This is a genomic window from Sorangium sp. So ce363, assembly GCF_051520435.1.
In the GTDB taxonomy this organism is placed as follows: Bacteria; Myxococcota_A; Polyangia; order Polyangiales; family Polyangiaceae; genus Sorangium; species Sorangium cellulosum_B.
Map to the genome: position 1 here is coordinate 6959928 of NZ_CP150333.1, position 19352 is coordinate 6979279.

Here is a 19352-nt window from a genome sequence, read left to right on the forward strand (position 1 = left end):
ACCGGTACGTACCGGTCGTACAGATCGCCGGAGATCGCGCGGCGAGCGTCGCCCGAGGCGGTATGTCCCCCTCGTGCGTTCCGACGATTGGAGTAAGGCCATGCCTTCGTGCGCGTCGCGGATTGCGCCCTACTATTCGTGTGCGGTCATCGATCTACCTTGTCATGCGCAATCCCGGTATGCCTGTCCGGTTGCGGAGGGGAATACGATGGCTGACGCAAACGGAGCACTGAGCTCGCTGGATGACTTTATCGCACACTCCACGGAGATGCTGTTCGTCGCCGGAGGCGACGGCGCGCTGCTGCGATGGAGCGACGCGCTGGGCCAGACGATCGGGCCCGCGCTCGCGCAAGGAACCCCGTTGACCGAGCTCTTCCACCCGGAGGACCGCAGCGCGCTCACCACAAGGTGGGAGCAAGTACGCGAGAGCACGGCCCCCATTCACGTCCACGGCCGCGTCATGAGCGCGGAGCGCAGCTACAAACCGCTCGCCTGCGTCGTGCGCGGCGCGCGCTCGGATGGGCTGGTCTACGGCTCGTTCCGTGACGCGCCGGTCGGCGACGGCGCGCTCGACGAGCTGACCGAGCTGAGGGCGCGGGACAGGATGCTCCGCGCCTTGATCAACGCTCTTCCGATAGCGATGTGGGCCGTCGATCCCGACGGAACGTATCTCTACCATGAAGGCAAGGGGCTGGAGGCCGTCGGCCATCAACCTGGACAGCTCGTCGGGACGAACATCTTTGAGCTTTACGGCGACGCCAGGGGCGCCGTCAGGCGCGCGCTGGCCGGTGACCCGGTGCACGGGCTGGCCGAGGCGCACGGCTGTGTATGGGAGAGCTGGATGGTCCCCCTCGCGGAGGAAGAGGGGCACGTCAGCACCGTCGTCGGGTTCTCGCTCGACGTGACGGAGGGGCAGCGCGCACAGCAGGCCCTCCAGACGAAGCTCGACGTGATCGAGGCGCAGCAGCGGGTCATCCGGGAGCTCGCGGCGCCGATCATCGAGGTATGGGACGGCGTGCTGGCGCTGCCCATGATCGGCGTCGTCGACAGCGCGAGGACGGCCGACGCGATGGAGAGCTTGCTCGAGGCGATCTCGAGCCGCGGGGCGCGCTTCGCGGTCCTGGACCTCACCGGCGTGCAGATGGTGGACACGAAGGTCGCCGATCACCTGATCAAGCTCGTGCGGGCCATCCAGCTGCTCGGCGCCGAGGGGATCATCTGCGGCATCCGCCCGACGGTGGCGCAGACGATGGTGGCGCTGGGGCTCGACCTCAGCGCCATCGTGACCAAGGCCAACCTGCGGGCCGGCCTGATGCACTGCATGCGGCGTTTGACCGCGCGCCCGGCGCCGCCCCCCCGCGACGTCGCATAGCGCCACCGCGGGAAGTCGGGCTGGTGCTCGGGCGCAGCGCCGGCGATGGCGCGGCTCTCAGGGCCCCGTGAACGGCGGGTTGCGGCTGGCGTACGGCGGGGCGCTGTAGAAATCGCCGTCCTCGAAATCCTCGATGACGAGGCCTCACATCGCGCAGATGAACAGCCCCTGGCATTCCGGATCGGAGCAGTCCTCGAGCCCGTCCGCGTCGTCATCGACGCCATTGCTGCAGGCCCAGTCGGTGTTCTCAATCGATGGCGTGCAGTACGGCAGCCACTGGCAGTCCGGATCGGAGCAATCCGCGAGGCCGTCCCCGTCGTCGTCGTAGACGTTGCTGCACGCCCAGTCCGTGTCCTCCCTCACCGGCGCGCAGTACGGTATCCACTGGCATTCCGGATCGGAGCAATCCGCGAGGCCGTCCCCGTCGTCGTCGTAGCCGTTGCTGCACGCCCAATCGGTGTCCTCGCGCAACGGCGAGCAGTACGGATACCCCTGGCAGTCCGGATCGGAGCAATCCGGGAGGCCGTCCCCGTCGTCGTCCCAGCCGTTGCTGCACTCCCAATCGGTGTCCTCGCCCACCGGCGCGCAGTACGGCATCCACTGGCATTCCGGATCGGAGCAATCCGCGAGGCCGTCCATGTCGTCATCGGCGCCGTTGCTGCAGGCCCAATCGGTGTCCTCGCGCACCGGCGCGCAGAACGGCTGCCACTGGCATTCCGGATCGGAGCAATCCGCGAGGCCGTCCCCGTCGTCGTCGTAGCCGTTGCTGCACGCCCAATCGGTGTCCTCGCGCCACGGCGAGCAGTACGGATACCCCTGGCATTCCGGATCGGCGCAATCCGCGAGGCCGTCCATGTCGTCATCGGCGCCGTTGCTGCAGGCCCAATCGGTGTCCTCTCGCACCGGCGCGCAGAACGGATACCACTGGCAGTCCGGATCGGAGCAATCCGCGAGGCCGTCCATGTCGTCATCGTAGCCGTTGCTGCACTCCCAATCGGTGTCTTCGCCCACCGGCCCGCAGAACGGCATCCACTGGCAGTCCGGATCGGAGCAATCAGGGCGGCCGTCCCCATCGTCGTCGTAACCGTTGCTGCACGCCCAATCGGTGTCCTCGCGCAGCGGCGTCGTGTCGTCGACCCCGATGACGATGTCGAGCCTTCCGTGCCCGACCGAAATGACGTCGCCATCGGCCCGGAACTGGAACGCCACGGTCGACGTCGCACCTTCGCCGATGTAGACCCACGTCGGATTCGCCGACGTGAGGGACGCCGAGACGGGCTGGTAACCGCCGCCGGTCCACCGCTCGAGGACCCAGCCCGGCTGGAGCATCACGTCATAGTGGCCGACCGGCAGCACCTCCGTGAGCGCCGGCGTGTCGCCGCCTCCGTAGATGGTCCGCGCCGTCGGGCCGTAGATATCGAACCACGCTTGGGACAGGCGGTACGTCGCGCCCGAGGAGCTGTTCCCGACGAGGGCCAGGCTGAGCGAGCCGACCTCGGACTCCTGCGCGGCGTCATCCGGCGCGTCCGCCGTGCAGCCGACCGGGATCGCAGCAATGGCCAGGACCGAACATACGAAGAGTTGTCGCAAGTGTCTCATAATCACTCTCGTATCAGAGCCGGTCGCGCGTGAAAAGCTGGATTCGTGGGGGGGGGCGCCATGACGTCGCGCGTCCGTCGGCCATGCGGTCATTGACCGTCGGTCATTGGCCGTCGGCCATCGGCCGGCCATTGGCCGGCCATGCGCCCATGCGCCTATGCCTTGGTTGCGCCGCCCCCTCCCATCATTCATCGAGGCCCCCGGTCCTCCCATCGCCGCTTCTCATCGCCTCATCGCCCGTCGCCGGCTATCGCCTCCTCTCGCATTCCGTCCCCTCTGTCGGCTCGCGTCGCACGCATCGTCGCCCCGGTCCCGGTCCGCGATCGCGGCGGGACCAGCGCGCCCGCCGCCGGGCGTGGCGGGCGCGCTCTGCTCGGGTCAAATACTCGGCGCCGGCGCGTCGACGGCCTCGGCGGCCTTCGCGTGCCGCGCTTGCTCCCGGAAGTAGCCCTCCCGCTCCTCGGCGAAGGCGCGCGCCACGCTCGGACGTCCGTGGAGGCGCGCATGGTACGCGGCGAGCACCGGCCAGGACTTCAGGTCGATCGGCGTGACAACGGACCAGTTGAGCACCGCGAAGAGGTACGCGTCGGCGACCGAGAAGCGATCGAGCAGGAACTCCCGCCCTTCGAGCCGATCGGCCACCCAGCCGAGGCGGTGCGCTGCCCCGGCCAGCGCATGGGCCTTGACCTCGGGCGAGGCCGTCTTGTCCAGGAGCGGCATGTAGACCGCCTTGTGGAGCTCGCTCCCGATGAAGCCGAGCCACTGCTGGAGGCGCGCCCGGCCGAGCGGATCCCGCGGCGCGAGCTCCGCCTTCGGGAACCGATCCGCCACGAGCTGAAGGATCGCCGCGTTCTCGGCGAGGATCTCGCCTCCTTCGATCTCGAGCGCGGGGACGAACCCGAGCGGGTGGATCGCACGGTAGTCGGCGCCCCCCTCGGTCCGCTTCGTTTTGAGGTCGACCTCCACATACGAGACCTCCGCGCCGGCCTCGTAGAAGGCGATGCGCGTGGCGAGAGAACATGCGAGCGGAGCGAAATAGAGCTTCATGAAAACCTCCTGACGGCGCCCAACGTGCGCCTCGCGGGGCTGTGCGTCCAACGCATCGTCGTGATAGGGTCTATGCGTGTCACGCATACCGTCTCCCCCTGCGCCTCCCGCGATCGGACCGCGGCCTCGGCTCGAGATCCGCGATCTGGAGCTCGTCCTCTCGCTGGCGGCCGCCGGGAGCACGGCCGGCGCCGCCTCGGCGATGCACATCACGCAGTCCGCCGTGAGCCGGGCGCTCGCCCAGGCGGAGGACCGCGTCGGCGCGCGCCTCTTCGAGCGCACCGCGCGCGGGGTCGCGCCGACCGCCGCGGGCGAGCGGCTCATCGCGGGGGCCGGGCTCGTCCTCGCGCAGCTCCGGGAGCTCGAGCGAGAGGTCGCGGCGCCGGTCGCCGCGACGACGCGCGTCCGCCTCGTGTGCGAGTGCTACACGGCGTACCGCTGGCTGCCCTCCGCGATGACGAGCCTCCGGCGAAGGCTGCCCCGCCTCGAGATCGTGCTCGCGGTCGAGCACACCCACGATCCGGTCGCCGCGCTCGTCCGGGGGGACATCGACGTCGCGCTGCTCACCACGTCGTCCCTGCCGACCGATCGCGAGGCGGGCTGCGCGCTCGTGGAGCGGCCCCTCTTCTCGGACGAGGTCGTCTTCGTGATCTCGACCTCGCACCCGCTCGCCGGGCGGGCGTCGCTCACGCGAGACCACCTCCGCGAGGGCCCGCTGATCACGCCGAACGCGACGCCGGCCGAGGCGCGCTGGTTCATGAGCGCCGTCTTCGGGCGGCAGCGGCCCAAGATCGAGCTCCTGCGCTTCCCGCTCACGGAGGCCGTGGTCGACGCGGCGCGCGCCGGGATGGGGATCGCGACCCTCTCGGAATGGGTGGCGGAAGCCTATCTCGGCAGCGGCGACCTTCTGGTCAAGCGGCTCTCGTCCGGCCCGCTCCGCCGGCCCTGGCGGATCGCGTTCCGGCGCGCGTCGGCCGACGCCGCGGAGCGGCTGATCGCCGCCCTCGAGAGCTCGGCGCCGCGGCTCTACACGCGCGCCGGGTGACCCTCAGTCGAGGCCGGTGGCCTCCGGCGCGCCCAGCATCAGGTTCAGGTTCTGCACCGCCGCGCCGGAGGCGCCCTTGCCGAGGTTGTCGAGGCGCGCCACGACCAGGATCTGGTCCGGCTTGCCGAACACGAACACGTCGAGTCGGTTCGTGTCGTTGCACTCCACCGCGCCGAGGTAGCCGTCCTCCAGCGCGCCCTGGCCGCCGAGCGGCATCACCCGGATGAACGGCTCGCCGGCGTAAAAGGACGTGTAGAGCTCGTGGACCGCGGCGGGCGTCGCCGGCCGGGCCAGGGCGTCCGCGAACAGGGGCACCGAGACGAGCATGCCCTTGTAGAAGTCACCCACGACCGGCTGGAACAGCGGCGCCCTGTCGAGGCCCGCGATGGCGCGCATCTCCGGCAGGTGCTTGTGCTGCAGGGTGAGCCCGTACGGGCGCGGGCCGCGGAGCTGCTCGCGGCGCGCCCCGTCGGCCTGCTCGTAGGCCTGGATCATCTTGCGCCCGCCGCCGCTGTAGCCGGTGAGCGAGTGCGCGATCACGCGGGCGTCCCTGGGCAGGAGCCCCTGGTCGACGAGCGGCACCACGAGCGCGAGGAACCCGGTCGCGTGGCACCCGGGGACGGCGACGCGCCGCGCGCCGCGGACGGCCTCGCGCTGGCCGGGGCGGAGCTCCGGGAAGCCGTACACCCACCCGTCGGCCGTGCGGTGCGCGGTGCTCGGATCGATGACGCGTGTCCTCGGGTTCTCGATCCATCCGATGGATTCGCGGGCGGCGTCGTCGGGCAGGCACGTGATGAGCACATCCGCCTCGTTGATCAGCGCGCGGCGCGCCGCCGGGTCCTTGCGGCGCTCGGGGTCGATCTCGAGCAGCTGGAGGTCGCGGCGGCCCTGCAGCCGCTCGCGGATCTGGAGCCCCGTCGTCCCTTCCTGTCCGTCGATGAACACCCGATGCATGGTGGCCGTTTCCATACGCCGAGCGCGCCCTCGGGACCAGCGCTTCGCGTGAGCTCATCGACGCCTCCTCGACGCCGTCGCACACCCGCCGTCGTCGCACAGCCCGCGAGGGCGCTCCCCCCGCGCCCTGGCGGCGATCGTCTGGATCAGCCCCACCGTCCAGCACATCGGGCACCCGCGCAGCGCCACGAGCGCGACCGGCAGCAGCGCGACCGGCGCCCAGAGGGACACCCGCGCGAGGAACGCCGCGGCCACGAGGGCCCCGAGGCCGATCGCCCCGCGCGCGAGGTGCGCCGCGAGGCTCTTGCTCGCGAACACGCCGCTACCCCCCTTCTCCTCGGCCCTGCCGCGCGCGAGGCGCGGCGGGCGCGCCATCGCGCCGGAGGACCTCCGCCCTCACCAGCTGCCGCGCCCGGTGCAGCCGGCTCTTCATGGCCGCCTCGCCCAGCCCCAGCGTCCGGCACACCTCCTCGCCCGTCAGGCCTTCGACGTCGCGCAGCACGAGCACCTCCCGGTACGGCCGCTCCAGCGCGGCGATCGCCTCGTGCACGGCGCGCACGAGGCGCCAGCGCTCGAGCGCCGCCTGGGGGTCGAGCTCGCCCGCCGGCACCGCGTCGGCGTCGTCCACGCGCTCCCCGAGCCGCAGCCGCTCCCGCGCGAACGGGCGCAGCATGCGCGCGCACGTGTTCCGGACGACCGTCATCAGCCAGGAGAGGACGCCCGGATCCCGCGCCACCTCGGGGCGGCGCGAGAGCTTCGTGAAGGCCTCCTGGACCGCGTCGTCCGCGTCGTAGGCGTCGCGGCACACGCGCAGCCCGAAGCGGTACACGCGGTCGTGGTAGGCGCGGACGAGCAGCTCCAGCGCGCCGTCGTCGCCGCGCGCCGCCGCCGTGAGGACCGGATCGTGGGACATCGCCGCCTCCATCCAGCGCCTCAGCCCGGCGGGCGCGGGCAGGTGGACCTGCCGAGCAGAGCGTACCCGAGGCATGTGCCCGAGAGCGCCGTGAACATCACGTACACGCCCGCCAGACCGAACGCCGAGAGGCGCGCGGCGAGCGGCAGCGGCGCCGCCCAGGCGCAGGTCAACAGGCCGAGCGCGCCGAGAACACGCAACAGCCGATCCTGCGTACCCACATTCCGTTTCATGAGCTCCTCCGTCCTTCACCCGGAGAAGCCCCGGCGCGGGGCGTAGGATTCAGGAAATCGTCACCGGCCCGGGACCGCCTCGCCCGCCGCGCGGCCGGCGACGTCGCCTGGTCCGACGGCGCGGGGCTCGGGGCGAAGGTCCTCCACGGTGCTCGCCCAACTCTGGCCCGCGCTCCCCGTCGCGTCGTCCAGCGTGCGCACCACCTCGTGAGCGAGCGCCTCACCGAGCAGCCGGTAGGCCTCGAACTGGGCTTCATCGAAGAACTGATCCGCGGTCGTCTGGTGCGGAAACTCGGGGTGAGACTCCGCATAACGCTGGACGTCGAGCGGCAGTCCGGGCAAGAGGCCGGCCTTGACGTAGACCACCGTGACCTCCTTGGTCGCCTCGGTCTTCGCGCCCGGATCCGGCTTGAACTTCCCCACCAGGATCGGCGTGCTCGGGGTGCGTTGCTCCCAGGTACCTCGCGGATCCTGCGGGCGAACGCGCTCGAGGTCCTCGCGCTTCAGCTCGAAGTTCAGCCCACGGTCCACGCGCAGGATCCGCGCCGCCTTCGCGAGCTCGTCGCACGTCCACTCGGGATCGGCGCCGGCGTCGATGCACAGGATGAGCTCACACTCTCGCTCGACGAGCGTGGTCAGCCCCAGGTTGTCGTGGTGACCGCCATCGGAGACGAAGACCAGCGTGTCGCTCTCCTTGTTCCGCGCGAAGATCTCTTTGACATGATAGGCGCTCCAGAAGTGCGCCCACCTCCGGAAGAGCACGAGCTGCTTGCCGGCGCGCCTCGCAAAGCGCGGGTTCCGGACCCAGACGCCGAGACCGCAGTTGAGCATGGTGAGGACGACGCGCGCCCACCGCGGGATCAACGTGCCGCCCTGGCTGTTCACGGCTGCGGCGCTGATGGCGATCGAATGGGCCAGGGTGAGCGCGTCGCCATAGGCCTCGGCGGGCCCCCACCCGGTCGCGGGCCCGCCGACGGCATAGGGGCTGAACTCGAACCGCGCGGTGCCCCGTTTGTAGAGGACGGGGTCGTCCGACCCCGGGGTGTTGACCGTGGCGGTCACGACGTGGAGCGGCGCGCCGCGGCGCGGCCCGCCCAGGTTCCAGGGCGCCGGGTCCGCCGCGTACGTCCTCTCGACGCGCGACTCGTTCGAGGGCCTCAGCGCCGCGAGCGGCCAGGCGGAGGGCGAATCGCTGGCTGCCCGACCGGAGTCGCCCGGCAGCGACAGGTATGCACGGCGGATCTGGTTGGCCCAGAACCTGTTGATACCCGCGTAGTTCCTCGACGTCAGGAAGCTGAGCCCGATGAACACCAGGCAGAGCGTCGCCCCGAACGTCAGCTCGACGACCTTCATCGGGTCCCGCTGGACAGGCACGTGGACGAGCCCGTCGATCGACCGAGCGAACTCGATCGGCGCGAAGATCAGCCACTGAAGCATGCTCGCCCATGTCGACGTGACGCCCTTCACGACATCGTAGAGATCCGTGAACCTGAGCGCGAACACCTGTCCGCTGATGGCGACCCCGATGACCGCGAGGAGCTGCTCGCGCTTCAGGCGACTCAGCAGGACAGCCAGCGCGACGGCCAGGGCAGCGCACAGCACGAGGAGGGTGAGCAGGGGATCGGCCCGCAGCGCGAGCAGGGAGCCCCACGTGAGCACCACGAGCAGCGCCGCGCGAGCGGCGAGCCAGGTCCCCGCCTCGTGGACGGACGGCCACGAGAAGAGGATCCCGAGGTACATGACGAGCAGGGCGGCGAGAAGGACACCCCCCATCAACGCCAGGACGAACACGAGGAGGTCGAGCACGGGGAGATGTCTGGCGATCGCGTCAGGCAACGTGCCTGACTCCACAGAGGCCGTGGTGAAGAAGAGAGATCGCGCTCCGTCGACGTGGCAGACGACCGCGGTCACGCCGTGCTCGACCACGCGCGCGAGGAACGCCTTCGGCGACCTCGCGCTCGAGTGGTGGAGGAACACGATCGCCGCGAACCCGGCGGTCAGGAGCGACAGCGCGTTGGCGATCGCGCCGACGAAGATCATGAGGAGGGGCTGGAGCGTGTTGGCGGTGAGGCCGATTCCTCCAGGAATGAGGTAGTCGCCTCGCAGGCGGATCCTGTCGAGGAGGCGGTTCCATGAGGCGGCCTCCTGCGGGTCGAAGCGGCGCTCACGGTCCGCGTCCCCCTCCGGGTGAGGGCCGGAGGTCCGAGCCGTGAGCGCGCCCCCCGCCCAGCCGCCGCCGGACACGGAGCTCATGTAATCGACGTATTTGAGGATCACCTCACCGCTCTTCGTCGGGACCGTGGCGAGCCCTTTCAGGAAGCCGAGGCAGATGGTCGCCGAACGGATGCCTCCGCCGGAGAGCGATAACCCGATGAGGTGCGCGCCGCGCGGATCGCCGTCGCCCGCGGCCTCGTGCTTCAGGTTCGCCGCGCGGCGCCGCGCCTGGATCCACTCGGCCTCGAGCGCGCGAAGCCGACCGATGTCGGGGTACACGGCCTCGTCCCTCGAAGGCCTCTCGGCGGACTCCCACGACTGCAGGATCGTCAGCAGCGTGCCGAGGATCAGCATCAGGAAGACGATGAACGAGCAACCCGCCTTGTACAGCAGGTCGGTGTGCTCGTTCCCGTGGACCGCGTACCACAGCGCTACCCCCCATACCGTGAGAAACGTGCTCACCATCAGACCGACGGCGATCAAGAGCCCGCCGCGGCTCATGGGCTTCAGCCGGCTCGAGCCCGCTGCCGGGGGTCGATCCTGCGGCGGGCGCCGGAAGAAGACCCACAGGACAAACGCCTGAGGCGCCATGGACAGCAAGAAGACCAAGGTGATCGGGACCGCGTGCGCCGCGGCGCTGGCGAGCGCGCCGCGCTGCTCGATGACCGGAGTGACGAGCTTCGGCGGCACCCTGAACAGCACCGCCGCGACGATCACGCAGTAGGGCACCAGGAACCGCCGAACGTGCGGATGCAGCTCGCCAAGGAAGCGCCTTACCCATGGCCACGGGCTGCGCTGCCCGTGGCGCGGCCCCTGCCGATCCAGAGCGTCACCGACGCGGGTGCTCCCTTGCTGCCGCGCGCGCCCTTCGTCCGGCGGCGTGGGCTTGGTCATCGGGTGCTCGTTCGGTTGCGACATCGTTCCCCGCACGGGTTCCAGGCGCCGCACGCCTGCCGTGGCGCCGCGGATTCCGCGGCGCTGGCGGCAGGCGTCTCGCGCGACCTCAGAGAGCGGACGACGTATCGTACGGAAAATCGGGGAGCGATGGGGCGTCCAGACGCGCTCCCCCCGCGCGCCGCGCCGGCCGGCGCTTCCCGTCAGCCCGGACGGTTTCGCATGAAGTCCGCCACCTCGGCGAAGCGCTGGTCGAGGAAGGCGCGGAGCGGCGCGGGCACGTCGACATCGGCCATGGCCGCCCGCATGCAGCGCATCCAGGCGTCGCGCATCGCCACATCGACCGGGACGCGCGCGTGGCGCATCCGCAGCCGCGGGTGGCCGTGCGCGGCGATGTAGTCCTGCGGCCCGCCCAGCCAGCCGATCAGGAAGAGCGCGAATCGGTCGCGGCTCTCACGGGCGACCTGACCGCCCTCGTCGCAGACGTGGAGGCGCGCGAGCGCCGGCTCGTCGCGGCCCATGAGGTCGTAAAAGCGCTCGACGAGCCGGCGCACCGCCGGCTCGCCGCCCAGCAGCTCGAAAGGGGTCTCGGACGGCTCGGCCATGGGCGATGCCCTCTACCGGATTTGCGCCGGCGCTGCACGCCGCTGGCTCAAGCCGCCGCGGAGCTGCCGCAGGCCACGCCGAACCACGTGGCGAGCGCGCGGCGCAGCCGGCGATGGGCGGAGGCCTCGGGCTCACCTGCCGCGGCCGCCCAGGCCACGTAGCCGTCGGGGCGAATCAGCAGCGCCTCCGCGGGGCGCGGCAGCGCAGCGCAGCGCGCGCTCACGACGTCCACGCGATCGCCCCAGGGCGCAGCCACACCGCCGAACGCGGCGCCGCCGGTCAGGTCGAGCAGCACGCCCCTGGCCCCGTGCATGAGCTGCGCGACGCGCGTCTCCCCCTTCTGCGTGGTCAGCGGGACGTCCGGCGCCCAGCGCCCGAGCAGCGGATGCTGCTCGCCGGGCTCGGTCGGCATCTCGTAACGGACGTCGACCGCGTCCAGCATCTCGACGACATACCGCAGGCTCTGCTCGTGCTTGAGCAGCTCGCCGAGCAGCTCGCGCAGCGCCGCGACGCGCTCGTCCCGCATCATCAGCGCGCCCTGCGCCCGGGTGTGCATGATCACGCGCTTGCCCTCGGGGTGCCGCTCCGCGTGGTAGGTGTCGAGGAGCCCCGGCGGCGCCCAGCCGTGGACCTCCGCGGCCAGCTTCCAGCCGAGGTTGACCGCGTCCTGCAATCCGGTGGTGAGGCCTGGCCCGCCGGCGGGGAGATGGATGTGCGCCGCGTCGCCCACGAGCAGCACGCGACCGGCGCGGTACATATCCGCCTGGCGGCTGGCGTCGGTGAACCGAGACAACCACCGCACCTCGCGGACGGGCAGATCCTCGCCGAGCGCCGCGCGAACGCTGGCCTGCAGCTCGTCGAGCGTCATCGGCGCGTCGCGGTCGAAGTCCGGCGGATACGGCTCCGACGTGACCACGCGAAACACGCCCGCTCCCAGGGGAACGAGGGCGATCCCGCCGAGCCCGAACCGAACGCGGCGACCGCCGGAGAGGACGAGGTGCCCGTCCTCCGTCGCGCCCTCGGCCAGCGTGACGTCGGCGAGGCGCAGGAGCCGAGAGGGCGGGAGTCCGGGAAAGCCGATCCCGGACAGCTTGCGCACGGCGCTGCGGCCGCCGTCACACCCCACCACGAAGCGCGCCCGAAGCGGGTAGTCGCCGTCCGGGCCTCGGACGGTGACCGTCGCGCCCTCCCCGTCCTGATCCAGCCCGATGAGCTCGTGACCTCGACGGATCTCCGTCGTCAGCTCGCGCGCACGCTCTTCCAGCAGCGCCTCGATGCGCGCCTGATGGATGCTCAGGAAGCGCCTGGAGACGCGCGCGTGGTCGCCGCCGAGGGCCAGCGGTATCCCGCCGAAGTGCACGAAGCGCGTCATTTCTGCGGCGCTCTGCTCCGCGCGGAAGCGCTCGAGGAGGCCCCTGTGGTCGAGGATCTCCACGGCGCGCCCGCCGAGGCCGAGCGCCTTGGAGAGCCCCGTGGGCTCGGGCAGCCGCTCCAGCACGACGGGGCGCACGCCGGCCAGCCGCAGCTCGCAGGCCAGCATCAACCCGGTCGGACCGCCGCCCACGACGACGACATCGACGTTCATACACGTTCTCCTTGTCGAGCAACGATCGATTGACAACGATGGTTCAGCGACGACCTGTGGGCGGCGACGGACGAACGAGGCTCACGTCACGTGGTCTCTCCGGTGCCCGCTTGGCCGCCCCATCCAGGCGTGGTCACGCCGTCCAGCACGAGGCTCACGGTCTGCTCGCCGAGGCGCGCGGCGAGCTCGAGATCGCACGAGAGGCGCGCCCGGAGGTCCGAGAAGCGCGGCCCGAAGATGCCGATCCCGGCCAGCGCGCCCACGACGGTGCAATACAGGAGCTCGAACTCGCAGTCGCGCCGGAACACCCCGCTGGCTTGACCTCGCTCGTAGAGATCGCGCAGCTGCGACGGCAGCATCGCGAGCGTCGCGGGCGGCGCGGCCTGCCAGCCGCTCATCGCCTCGTGCATCGCGAGCGGCATGCACAGGGGGCGCGAGAGGAGCAGCCGGAAGAACATCGTGAACGCGTGCCAGAGACCCTCGCGCGGATCGAGCGCCGCCGACGCCTCGAGCGCCGGCCGCCACCCCTCCATGAGGCCGGACCACTGGTCCTCGAGGACCGCGCGGTAGAGGCCCTCCTTGCTCCCGAAGTGATGGTAAATCATGCGCTCGTTGACCCCGGCGCGCCCCACGATGGCGTGCACGCGGGCCCCGTCAGGCCCATGCCGCGCGAACTCCTCGGCGGCGGCGTCGAGGAGCGCCCGCCGCGTCTCTTTTTTCCCGTCTCCCGGCATCAGGTAAATGTTTATTTACTCATGAACGAGCGGCGGTCAAGGGCGCGCACTGGCCGCGTCCCCCTCGCGCGGTGAAAACAGGGCGCCCGGCGCGAGCTCTCGCACCTCGGGCGTCGGCGGTCGACCCGCGCTGGGTTCATGCCTCCCGGGCGGCTGGGTCCTCTTCCGCTGTGGCCCGATGTGGGCGCAACCGGCTGCCCTTCAGAGCGGCGCGCCTGACGCGGAGCTCGGCGCCGCGGCCAAGGCGCGATTGGGCCGCGGGCGGTGCCGGACGTTATCGATTCTAATCGCAAGAGAAAGCCGGCGATTCCTTGTGCCTTTTGCTGTAGGCTCCGCCTCAGGTCAGGTCTGGCCCCCTGGCCAATGTGCTTGTTGGCATGAACCAGAAAACGACGTTCCTCCCTGCGTTGGTGCTCGCGGCGGGCGCGCTCACGGTGAACGTGACCGGCTGCGAGCTCATCGTCGCCGTCGATCGCAGCCAGATCTCCGACACGGGCGGCGCCGGCGGAACCGGTGGCTCCGGCGGTGGCACGACGACGAGCAGCAGCGCCAGCTCGTCATCAGACACCGGCGGCTCGGATGGCACCGGCGGCATGGGCGGCTCCGGCGGCATGGGCGGCTCCGGCGGCACGGGCGGCTCCGGCGGCACGGGCGGCTCCGGCGGCACCGGTGGCACCGGTGGCTCAATGACGTGCGCCGGCGGCGCGACACCGTGCGCCACGATCGGCGACTGCCCGGCCCCGGCCACGGAGTGCGTGAAGGCCACGTGCGAAGCGCGGTGCTGCGGCACGACCAGCGTGCCCGACGGCACCGCCACGATGGCGGGCCAGGCGGCGGGTGACTGCAAGCAGCAGGTCTGCGACGGCGACGGCGGCACGACGTCGATCCGCGACGACACCGACAAGCCGGCCGACGACGAATGCAATGTCGGCACGTGCCCGGGCGGCTCTCCGGGTAGCGCACCGAAGACCGCTGGCACGAGGTGCACCACCGGCGGCAAGGTCTGCGACGGCAACGGCGCCTGCGTCGACTGCCTCGCGGACACGGACTGCACCGTGCCTCAGGTCTGCGATCCGATGGGCACGCGCAGGTGCGTGGACGTGTCTTGCACCGACGGCGCGCTGAACGGCGGCGAGACCGACGTCGACTGCGGCGGCGTCGACGCCGGCTCCGGTTGCGCGCCCTGCGCCGACGACCTGGAGTGCACGCTCGATTCGGACTGCGCGAGCGGCTACTGCAACACGGCCGGCAGGTGCGCGACGCCCAGCTGCATGGACACCGACGAGAACGGCAACGAGACCGACGTCGACTGCGGCGGCGCGTCCTTCCAGGGCGCTCCGGCCTGCAACAGGTGCGGTGTCGGGAAGACGTGTGGCGTCGCGGACGACTGCACCACGGGCTTCTGCAGCGGCGGCACCTGCACGGCCAAGCAGGACGGCGCGCCCTGCGTGACCAACGCCGAGTGCTCCAGCGCGCGCTGCGTTGACGGCGTCTGCTGCAACACGGCGTGCACCGGCGCCTGCCAGGCGTGCTCCGCGGCCAAGAAGCTCGGCGGCGTCGACGGCGCCTGCGGCTACATCGCGGCCGGCGGCGATCCGGACGACGAGTGCCCGGACACGGGCGCGGCGTCGTGCGGGACCAACGGGTTCTGCGACGGTGCGGGCGCCTGCCAGCGCTACGCAGCGGGCACGGAGGTGCCGTCCGGGCAGACGCCGGGCGATTGCCAGAGGCGCGTGTGCAACGGCGCCGGCAGCCCCACGACGGACGATGACGTCACCGATCTCCCGGTGTCAGCGACCGTCTGCTTGACGGACCCCGCGTGCACGGGCACGCCGGCCATGCCGAGCTTCTCGATGGCGCCGGCGGGCACCGACTGCACCGCAGACGGCCTGCCCGGCAAGACGGTGTGCGGCAGCGGGCTCGCGGCCGGCACGTGCGTCGAGTGCAACGACGACTCGAGCTGCACCTCGCCGGCCACGTGCAACACGACGACGAACGTCTGCGAGTGATTGCGACAGCGTGGAGAGCGCCCGGGGCAACCTGGGCGCCTTCTTCGTTCTGTCGGCGTGCTCGGGTTGCAGCAGATCTCGAGTCGAGGCGAGAACGCTGGCAAAGACGGGTCGGCCGTCGCGGGCCGACTCCGTACTATGCGCGCGACAACCGCACCTCGATCTCCCGCTCCACGTAGGACCACTCCTCCGTCTCGCGCAGCCTGCCCACGAGCTCGTCGAAGGCGCCGGCGTCGCCCTCGGCGAACTCGAACCAGGTCAGGAAGTCGAACGGGCTGCCGAGATCCCGGCTGTGGTAGAGCCGCCTCGCCACGGCCGGCAGGTACTCCAGCCCGATCTTGATATGGCGCGACCTCGCCTCGAAGATGGCCCGCCGCTCGTCCTGCGCGAGCGCCCACCACGCCTTCGATTTTCTGAGCGGGATCAGCGCCGCTTGCGTGCTCGACGCCCGACCCAGGTCTTCCTGGACGGCGACGAGGCGCTTTCTCTCCTCGAGCTCGACGTAGCGCTCGTTGCTCCTCACGCCGTTCAGGACCCAGGCCGCTCCCGGCGGCGCGACGAAGCTGCTCCCCTCGACGCGCTGCAGCCGCGGCGCCGCGGGCAGCTCCTCGCCTCGCACCAGGACCGTCCTCTCGACCCGCCACTCCCCGGCGGAACCTGCAACGAAACTGACCCGAACCGGATTTCCTTCCATGGATGGCTCCGAGGCGACGGCAACGCCGGACGAATCCCACCGACCCCCGACGTCGGGGCGGCCCTACCACACGCCCTCTGGTCACGAGAGTGCTCGGGAAGGCGGCTGCGCTCGGCCTCGCCGCGCCGGCCGAGCCCGACACGCAACGCGGTCGATGATGTGCGGACAGCGGTTTCGCCGTGGTTTCCGCGCGATGATTTTCCGTCGCCCGCGTCAGCTCAGGACAAGATAGGAGTCGCCGAACTCGTGACAGAGATACCCTGCCTCCTCCGCATAGGAGTTCGCGCGGTGGAGCAGCGAGGCAGGCGCGAAGGCCTCGAGAAGCCGGAAGTGGCTCTCTGTCGGATCGTGCACGCCGGTCAGGAGCCCGTCGACCACCCTCGGCCGGAAGCCGGGGTGGAGCACCAGGTCGGTGACCCCCGGCCCGGCCTGGAGCTCACCCCCGTGCTGGACAGCGCAGCCCTCGAGCGCGCGCGTCACCGTCGTGCCGACCGCGATGACGCGGCGCCCGCGCGCCTTGGCCTCGCGCACCGCCGCCACCGTCTCTTCCGGGATGTCGAAGCGCTCCGGCAAGGGGAGCACGGCGTCGAGGGCCGGCTCGCCCGTCGACGAGATCCCGGCGGCGTGCGTGAGCGAGGCGACGCGCACGCCGCGGCGGATCAGCTCGAGCAGCAGCCCCCAGACGAGCGGCCGGCCGGCCGAGGGGAGCTCGGCGCAGAGAGGCCGGCTCGCGTAGCGCGTCTGCGTGTGCCAGATCGCGAGCGGGCCCGCGACGTACGCATACTGGATCGGGCGCCCCCGCCGGTAGAGCGCCGACCAGAGCGGCGCGCCCCGCTCGCGAAAGGCGATCTCGACGAGGCGCGGCGAGGCCGGAGACACGCTCTCGACCGTGGCCGACAGGTCCTCGCCGAACGTCACCGCGTCCCCCGGGCCGAGGGCGGGCGGCGCCGGGCGCTCCTCGGTGCGCGTGCGCCAGTCGCCGGCGCCGAACAGCAGGGCCGAGTAGCGCCCCTCGGACAGCTCGCCGATGAGGCGCACCTCGACCGCCGCGCCGCGCTCGGTCGCGCCGTGGAGCGACGCCGGCAGCGTGGCGCCGTCGTTGACGACCAGGAGATCGCCCGGCTCGAGGAGCGCGGGCAGATCCGCGATGCGCGCGTCGCGCAAGCGCCCCGCTCGCGGGTCCACGTGGAGGAGCCGCTCCTCGAGCGGGTTCTCGCGGGGCCATGTGGCGGGGCTCATGGCGCCTCCTGCAGGCGCGCGGCCTCGAGGCGCGCGCCGCTCGGCACCTCGCCGGCGCGGCCGACGAGCGCGACGATGCGCCTCGCCACGTCGGCTGGATCGGCCAGCGTGCTCGGGTCGGCGTCGGGGATGGCCTCCGCGTGCATCCGCGTGTTCATCTCGCCCGGATCCACCGCGTAGAACGCGACGCCCGTCCCCTCGAGCTCGGCGGCCCAGGTGCGGCTCAGGTGATCGAGCGCCGCCTTCGAGGCGCCGTAAGCGCCCCACCGCGGATAGGCGTTCACCGCCGCGTCCGAGCTGATGTGGACGACGACCCCGCGCCGCCGCAGCGCCATCGCGCCGGCGACCACCTTCGTCAGGCGGAACGGGCCGACCACGTTGACCTCGAGCACGCGCCCGAGATCCTCGCACTCCGTGTCGAGCAGGATCGGCAGCGGCGTCTTGCCGAGCGTGCTCGCGTTGTGGATGAGCAGGTCGATCGGCCCGACCAGCGCCGCCGCCGCGCCTGCGATCGCGTGCGTCTGGCCCTTGTCCCCGATGTCCGCCGCGAGCGCGTGCGCCTCCCCGCCCTGCGCGGCGATCTCGGCCGCGACGGCCTCGAGCGGCCCGCGCTCGCGCGCCACGAGGACCACCTTCGCGCCCTGCCGGGCGAGCTCCCTGGCGAGCGCGGCGCCGAGCCCGCGGCTCGCCCCGGTGACCAGCGCCGCCCGCGGCGCGAACCGCTCGCCCCGCGCGGCGCGGGGGAGCGACGGGTGGGAGCTCGCTTCGGCCTGGATGAGCGCTTCGCTTCCGGTCGATTCGTCGTTCATGGTGCCTTCCTCCTCGACACCAGCCTAATCCGCGCGGGTTCTCGCGTTGGAGCGGGCTCCAATATCCTGGAAGAGTGCTACTCTCCGGGCATGGACCAGGACGCGGAGCTCGCGGGGCGGCTAGCGAAGAACATCAAGCAGCTGCGCGAGGCGCGCGGGCTGACGCAGCAGCAGCTGGCCAAGCTCGCCGGCGTGCCGCGGGCGACCTGGGCGCACCTCGAGTCCGGCGCGGCGAACCCGACGCTCGGCGTGCTGCACCGGGCCGCCGCCGCGCTCCAGGTCTCCATCGAGGAGATGCTCTCCGCGCCCCGCGCCACGTGCCAGCTCTACGCGCGCGACACGCTCCCCACGCGCTCTCCCGGGCAGGCGCTCGTCCGCAAGCTCCTGCCGGACCCGATCCCGGGCATGGAGATGGATCGCATCGCGATCCCCCCGGGCGGGCGGATGACAGGCGTCCCGCACACCCCGGGCACCCGCGAGTACCTGACGTGCGAGTCGGGGGAGCTCCAGCTCGTGGTCAGCGGAGAGCGGTTCACGCTCGGTTCCGGCGACGTCGCCGTGTTCCGCGGCGATCAGCGCCACTCGTACAACAACCCCGGCAGGCAGCCGGCGGTCGGCTACTCGGTCGTGGTCCTCGCGCGCGTGCTCTGAAGGGTCAGCGGCGCGCATCACACGGCGCCGCGGCGCCTACCGCTCGCCGGGCGTCATCCACTTGGGCTCGGCGCCCGGGCGCCACGCGGCGAGCAGATCCAGGAGGGCCGGCGCCTCCTCGGCGACCTGCAGCACGGCGCGGTGAGCCGGCTTCATGAACTGCTCGGTCACGACGTGATCCAGAAAGGCGATCAGCGGGCGGTAATACCCCGCCACGTCGAGCAGCCCGACCGGCTTGTCCTGAGAGCCGAGCTGCGTCCATGTCCACACCTCGAACAGCTCTTCCAGCGTCCCGACGCCCCCCGGCAGGGCGATGAACGCGTCCGCGAGGGCGGCCATCTCTGCCTTGCGCTGGTGCATCGTCTCGACCACGCGCAGCTCCGTCAGCCCGCGGTGCTCGATCTCCCGCTGGTTGAGGAACCCCGGGATGACGCCGATCACCTCACCGCCGCGCGCGAGCACCGCGTCGGCGATCACGCCCATGAGCCCGACGCGGCCCCCCCCGTACACGAGCCCGATCCCTCTCGCCGCAAGGAGCTCACCGAGCCGCACGGCCGCCTCGCGGTAGGCCGGCGACGCGCCGGGGTTCGACCCGCAGTAAACGCAGATCCTGGAGAGCGTTCTCATGGGCCCGAGCCTACGCCGGCAGGCGAGCTCGTCCAAGCGGGAGCGGTGGGCCGGCGCGCCGTGGAGGGTAGCCTTCCCCCCGGCGGCGCGCCCTGGCACCCCCGCGCCGCGGCCTGGCACCCCCGCG

General features: G+C 71.7%; 18 protein-coding genes. 4 read left to right on the top strand and 14 right to left on the bottom strand.

Annotation, left to right across the window (positions count from 1 at the left end; all coding sequences use genetic code 11):
- Positions 1–208 precede the first annotated feature (208 nt).
- Complete coding sequence (locus WMF12_RS26130; RefSeq protein WP_437849951.1) at positions 209–1372, top strand: PAS domain-containing protein; 1164 nt, start codon at positions 209–211, stop codon at positions 1370–1372.
- A gap of 144 nt (positions 1373–1516) precedes the next feature.
- Here the strand turns inward: WMF12_RS26130 and WMF12_RS26135 are convergent, their stop codons facing one another.
- Both WMF12_RS26135 and WMF12_RS26140 read right to left on the bottom strand, forming a co-directional pair.
- Positions 1517–2971 (bottom strand): hypothetical protein, encoded by a 1455-nt coding sequence (locus WMF12_RS26135; RefSeq protein ID WP_437849953.1) that lies wholly within the window; start codon positions 2969–2971, stop codon positions 1517–1519.
- 378 nt (positions 2972–3349) lie between these two features.
- Positions 3350–4018: a glutathione S-transferase N-terminal domain-containing protein gene (locus WMF12_RS26140; RefSeq protein ID WP_437849955.1), complete on the bottom strand. Its 669-nt coding sequence runs from the start codon at positions 4016–4018 to the stop codon at positions 3350–3352.
- 76 nt (positions 4019–4094) lie between these two features.
- Here WMF12_RS26140 and WMF12_RS26145 point away from each other — a divergent pair, with 76 nt between their 5' ends.
- Positions 4095–5063 (top strand): LysR family transcriptional regulator, encoded by a 969-nt coding sequence (locus WMF12_RS26145; RefSeq protein WP_437739390.1) that lies wholly within the window; start codon positions 4095–4097, stop codon positions 5061–5063.
- Positions 5064–5066: 3 nt separating this feature from the next.
- On the opposite strand, the gene argC is transcribed toward WMF12_RS26145, so the two are convergent.
- The 8 genes from argC to WMF12_RS26185 form a co-directional block, all read right to left on the bottom strand.
- On the bottom strand, positions 5067–6017 hold the full coding sequence (gene argC / locus WMF12_RS26150; RefSeq protein WP_437739391.1) for an N-acetyl-gamma-glutamyl-phosphate reductase: 951 nt from the start codon (positions 6015–6017) through the stop codon (positions 5067–5069).
- A gap of 54 nt (positions 6018–6071) precedes the next feature.
- Positions 6072–6335, bottom strand: coding sequence for a hypothetical protein (locus WMF12_RS26155; RefSeq protein ID WP_437739392.1), 264 nt, complete (start codon positions 6333–6335; stop codon positions 6072–6074).
- Between the two features lie 4 nt (positions 6336–6339).
- Positions 6340–6930, bottom strand: a complete 591-nt coding sequence (locus WMF12_RS26160; protein WP_437739393.1) for an RNA polymerase sigma factor — start codon at positions 6928–6930, stop codon at positions 6340–6342.
- A gap of 20 nt (positions 6931–6950) precedes the next feature.
- Positions 6951–7163 (bottom strand): YgaP family membrane protein, encoded by a 213-nt coding sequence (locus WMF12_RS26165; RefSeq protein WP_437849958.1) that lies wholly within the window; start codon positions 7161–7163, stop codon positions 6951–6953.
- A 60-nt stretch (positions 7164–7223) separates the two neighbouring features.
- The gene (locus WMF12_RS26170; protein ID WP_437849960.1) at positions 7224–10271 is read right to left on the bottom strand and encodes a hypothetical protein; all 3048 of its coding nucleotides are present in this window, start codon (positions 10269–10271) and stop codon (positions 7224–7226) included.
- A gap of 203 nt (positions 10272–10474) precedes the next feature.
- Complete coding sequence (locus WMF12_RS26175; protein WP_437849962.1) at positions 10475–10876, bottom strand: group II truncated hemoglobin; 402 nt, start codon at positions 10874–10876, stop codon at positions 10475–10477.
- A gap of 47 nt (positions 10877–10923) precedes the next feature.
- Positions 10924–12462 (bottom strand): FAD-dependent monooxygenase, encoded by a 1539-nt coding sequence (locus WMF12_RS26180; RefSeq protein WP_437849964.1) that lies wholly within the window; start codon positions 12460–12462, stop codon positions 10924–10926.
- A gap of 86 nt (positions 12463–12548) precedes the next feature.
- A complete protein-coding gene (locus tag WMF12_RS26185; protein ID WP_437739399.1) occupies positions 12549–13196 on the bottom strand; it encodes a TetR/AcrR family transcriptional regulator in 648 nt (215 codons plus the stop codon).
- 377 nt (positions 13197–13573) lie between these two features.
- Here WMF12_RS26185 and WMF12_RS26190 point away from each other — a divergent pair, with 377 nt between their 5' ends.
- On the top strand, positions 13574–15205 hold the full coding sequence (locus tag WMF12_RS26190) for a hypothetical protein (protein ID WP_437849966.1): 1632 nt from the start codon (positions 13574–13576) through the stop codon (positions 15203–15205).
- 136 nt (positions 15206–15341) lie between these two features.
- Here the strand turns inward: WMF12_RS26190 and WMF12_RS26195 are convergent, their stop codons facing one another.
- The 3 genes from WMF12_RS26195 to WMF12_RS26205 all read right to left on the bottom strand — a co-directional run bounded on the left by WMF12_RS26195 (position 15342) and on the right by WMF12_RS26205 (position 17947).
- Entirely contained in the window at positions 15342–15899 is a 558-nt protein-coding gene (locus tag WMF12_RS26195) for a chlorite dismutase family protein (RefSeq protein WP_437739401.1), read from the bottom strand.
- A gap of 213 nt (positions 15900–16112) precedes the next feature.
- Positions 16113–17138, bottom strand: coding sequence for an S-adenosylmethionine:tRNA ribosyltransferase-isomerase (locus WMF12_RS26200; protein WP_437849968.1), 1026 nt, complete (start codon positions 17136–17138; stop codon positions 16113–16115).
- Positions 17135–17947: an SDR family NAD(P)-dependent oxidoreductase gene (locus WMF12_RS26205; RefSeq protein WP_437849970.1), complete on the bottom strand. Its 813-nt coding sequence runs from the start codon at positions 17945–17947 to the stop codon at positions 17135–17137. Before WMF12_RS26205 ends, WMF12_RS26200 begins: the two co-directional genes overlap by 4 nt.
- A gap of 90 nt (positions 17948–18037) precedes the next feature.
- On the opposite strand from WMF12_RS26205, the gene WMF12_RS26210 reads away from it, so the two are divergent.
- Complete coding sequence (locus WMF12_RS26210) at positions 18038–18598, top strand: helix-turn-helix domain-containing protein (RefSeq protein WP_437849971.1); 561 nt, start codon at positions 18038–18040, stop codon at positions 18596–18598.
- A 36-nt stretch (positions 18599–18634) separates the two neighbouring features.
- On the opposite strand, the gene WMF12_RS26215 is transcribed toward WMF12_RS26210, so the two are convergent.
- On the bottom strand, positions 18635–19225 hold the full coding sequence (locus WMF12_RS26215; protein ID WP_437849972.1) for a TIGR00730 family Rossman fold protein: 591 nt from the start codon (positions 19223–19225) through the stop codon (positions 18635–18637).
- Between the last annotated feature and the right edge of the window lie 127 nt (positions 19226–19352).

Coding starts and splice junctions, on each gene's coding strand:
- WMF12_RS26130 (WP_437849951.1), top strand. CDS start 209: ATGGCTGACGCAAACGGAGCACTGAGCTCGCTGGATGACTTTATCGCA.
- WMF12_RS26135 (WP_437849953.1), bottom strand. CDS start 2,971: ATGAGACACTTGCGACAACTCTTCGTATGTTCGGTCCTGGCCATTGCT.
- WMF12_RS26140 (WP_437849955.1), bottom strand. CDS start 4,018: ATGAAGCTCTATTTCGCTCCGCTCGCATGTTCTCTCGCCACGCGCATC.
- argC (WP_437739391.1), bottom strand. CDS start 6,017: ATGCATCGGGTGTTCATCGACGGACAGGAAGGGACGACGGGGCTCCAG.
- WMF12_RS26160 (WP_437739393.1), bottom strand. CDS start 6,930: ATGTCCCACGATCCGGTCCTCACGGCGGCGGCGCGCGGCGACGACGGC.
- WMF12_RS26165 (WP_437849958.1), bottom strand. CDS start 7,163: ATGAAACGGAATGTGGGTACGCAGGATCGGCTGTTGCGTGTTCTCGGC.
- WMF12_RS26170 (WP_437849960.1), bottom strand. CDS start 10,271: ATGACCAAGCCCACGCCGCCGGACGAAGGGCGCGCGCGGCAGCAAGGG.
- WMF12_RS26175 (WP_437849962.1), bottom strand. CDS start 10,876: ATGGCCGAGCCGTCCGAGACCCCTTTCGAGCTGCTGGGCGGCGAGCCG.
- WMF12_RS26180 (WP_437849964.1), bottom strand. CDS start 12,462: ATGAACGTCGATGTCGTCGTCGTGGGCGGCGGTCCGACCGGGTTGATG.
- WMF12_RS26185 (WP_437739399.1), bottom strand. CDS start 13,196: ATGCCGGGAGACGGGAAAAAAGAGACGCGGCGGGCGCTCCTCGACGCC.
- WMF12_RS26190 (WP_437849966.1), top strand. CDS start 13,574: ATGAACCAGAAAACGACGTTCCTCCCTGCGTTGGTGCTCGCGGCGGGC.
- WMF12_RS26195 (WP_437739401.1), bottom strand. CDS start 15,899: ATGGAAGGAAATCCGGTTCGGGTCAGTTTCGTTGCAGGTTCCGCCGGG.
- WMF12_RS26200 (WP_437849968.1), bottom strand. CDS start 17,138: ATGAGCCCCGCCACATGGCCCCGCGAGAACCCGCTCGAGGAGCGGCTC.
- WMF12_RS26205 (WP_437849970.1), bottom strand. CDS start 17,947: ATGAACGACGAATCGACCGGAAGCGAAGCGCTCATCCAGGCCGAAGCG.
- WMF12_RS26210 (WP_437849971.1), top strand. CDS start 18,038: ATGGACCAGGACGCGGAGCTCGCGGGGCGGCTAGCGAAGAACATCAAG.
- WMF12_RS26215 (WP_437849972.1), bottom strand. CDS start 19,225: ATGAGAACGCTCTCCAGGATCTGCGTTTACTGCGGGTCGAACCCCGGC.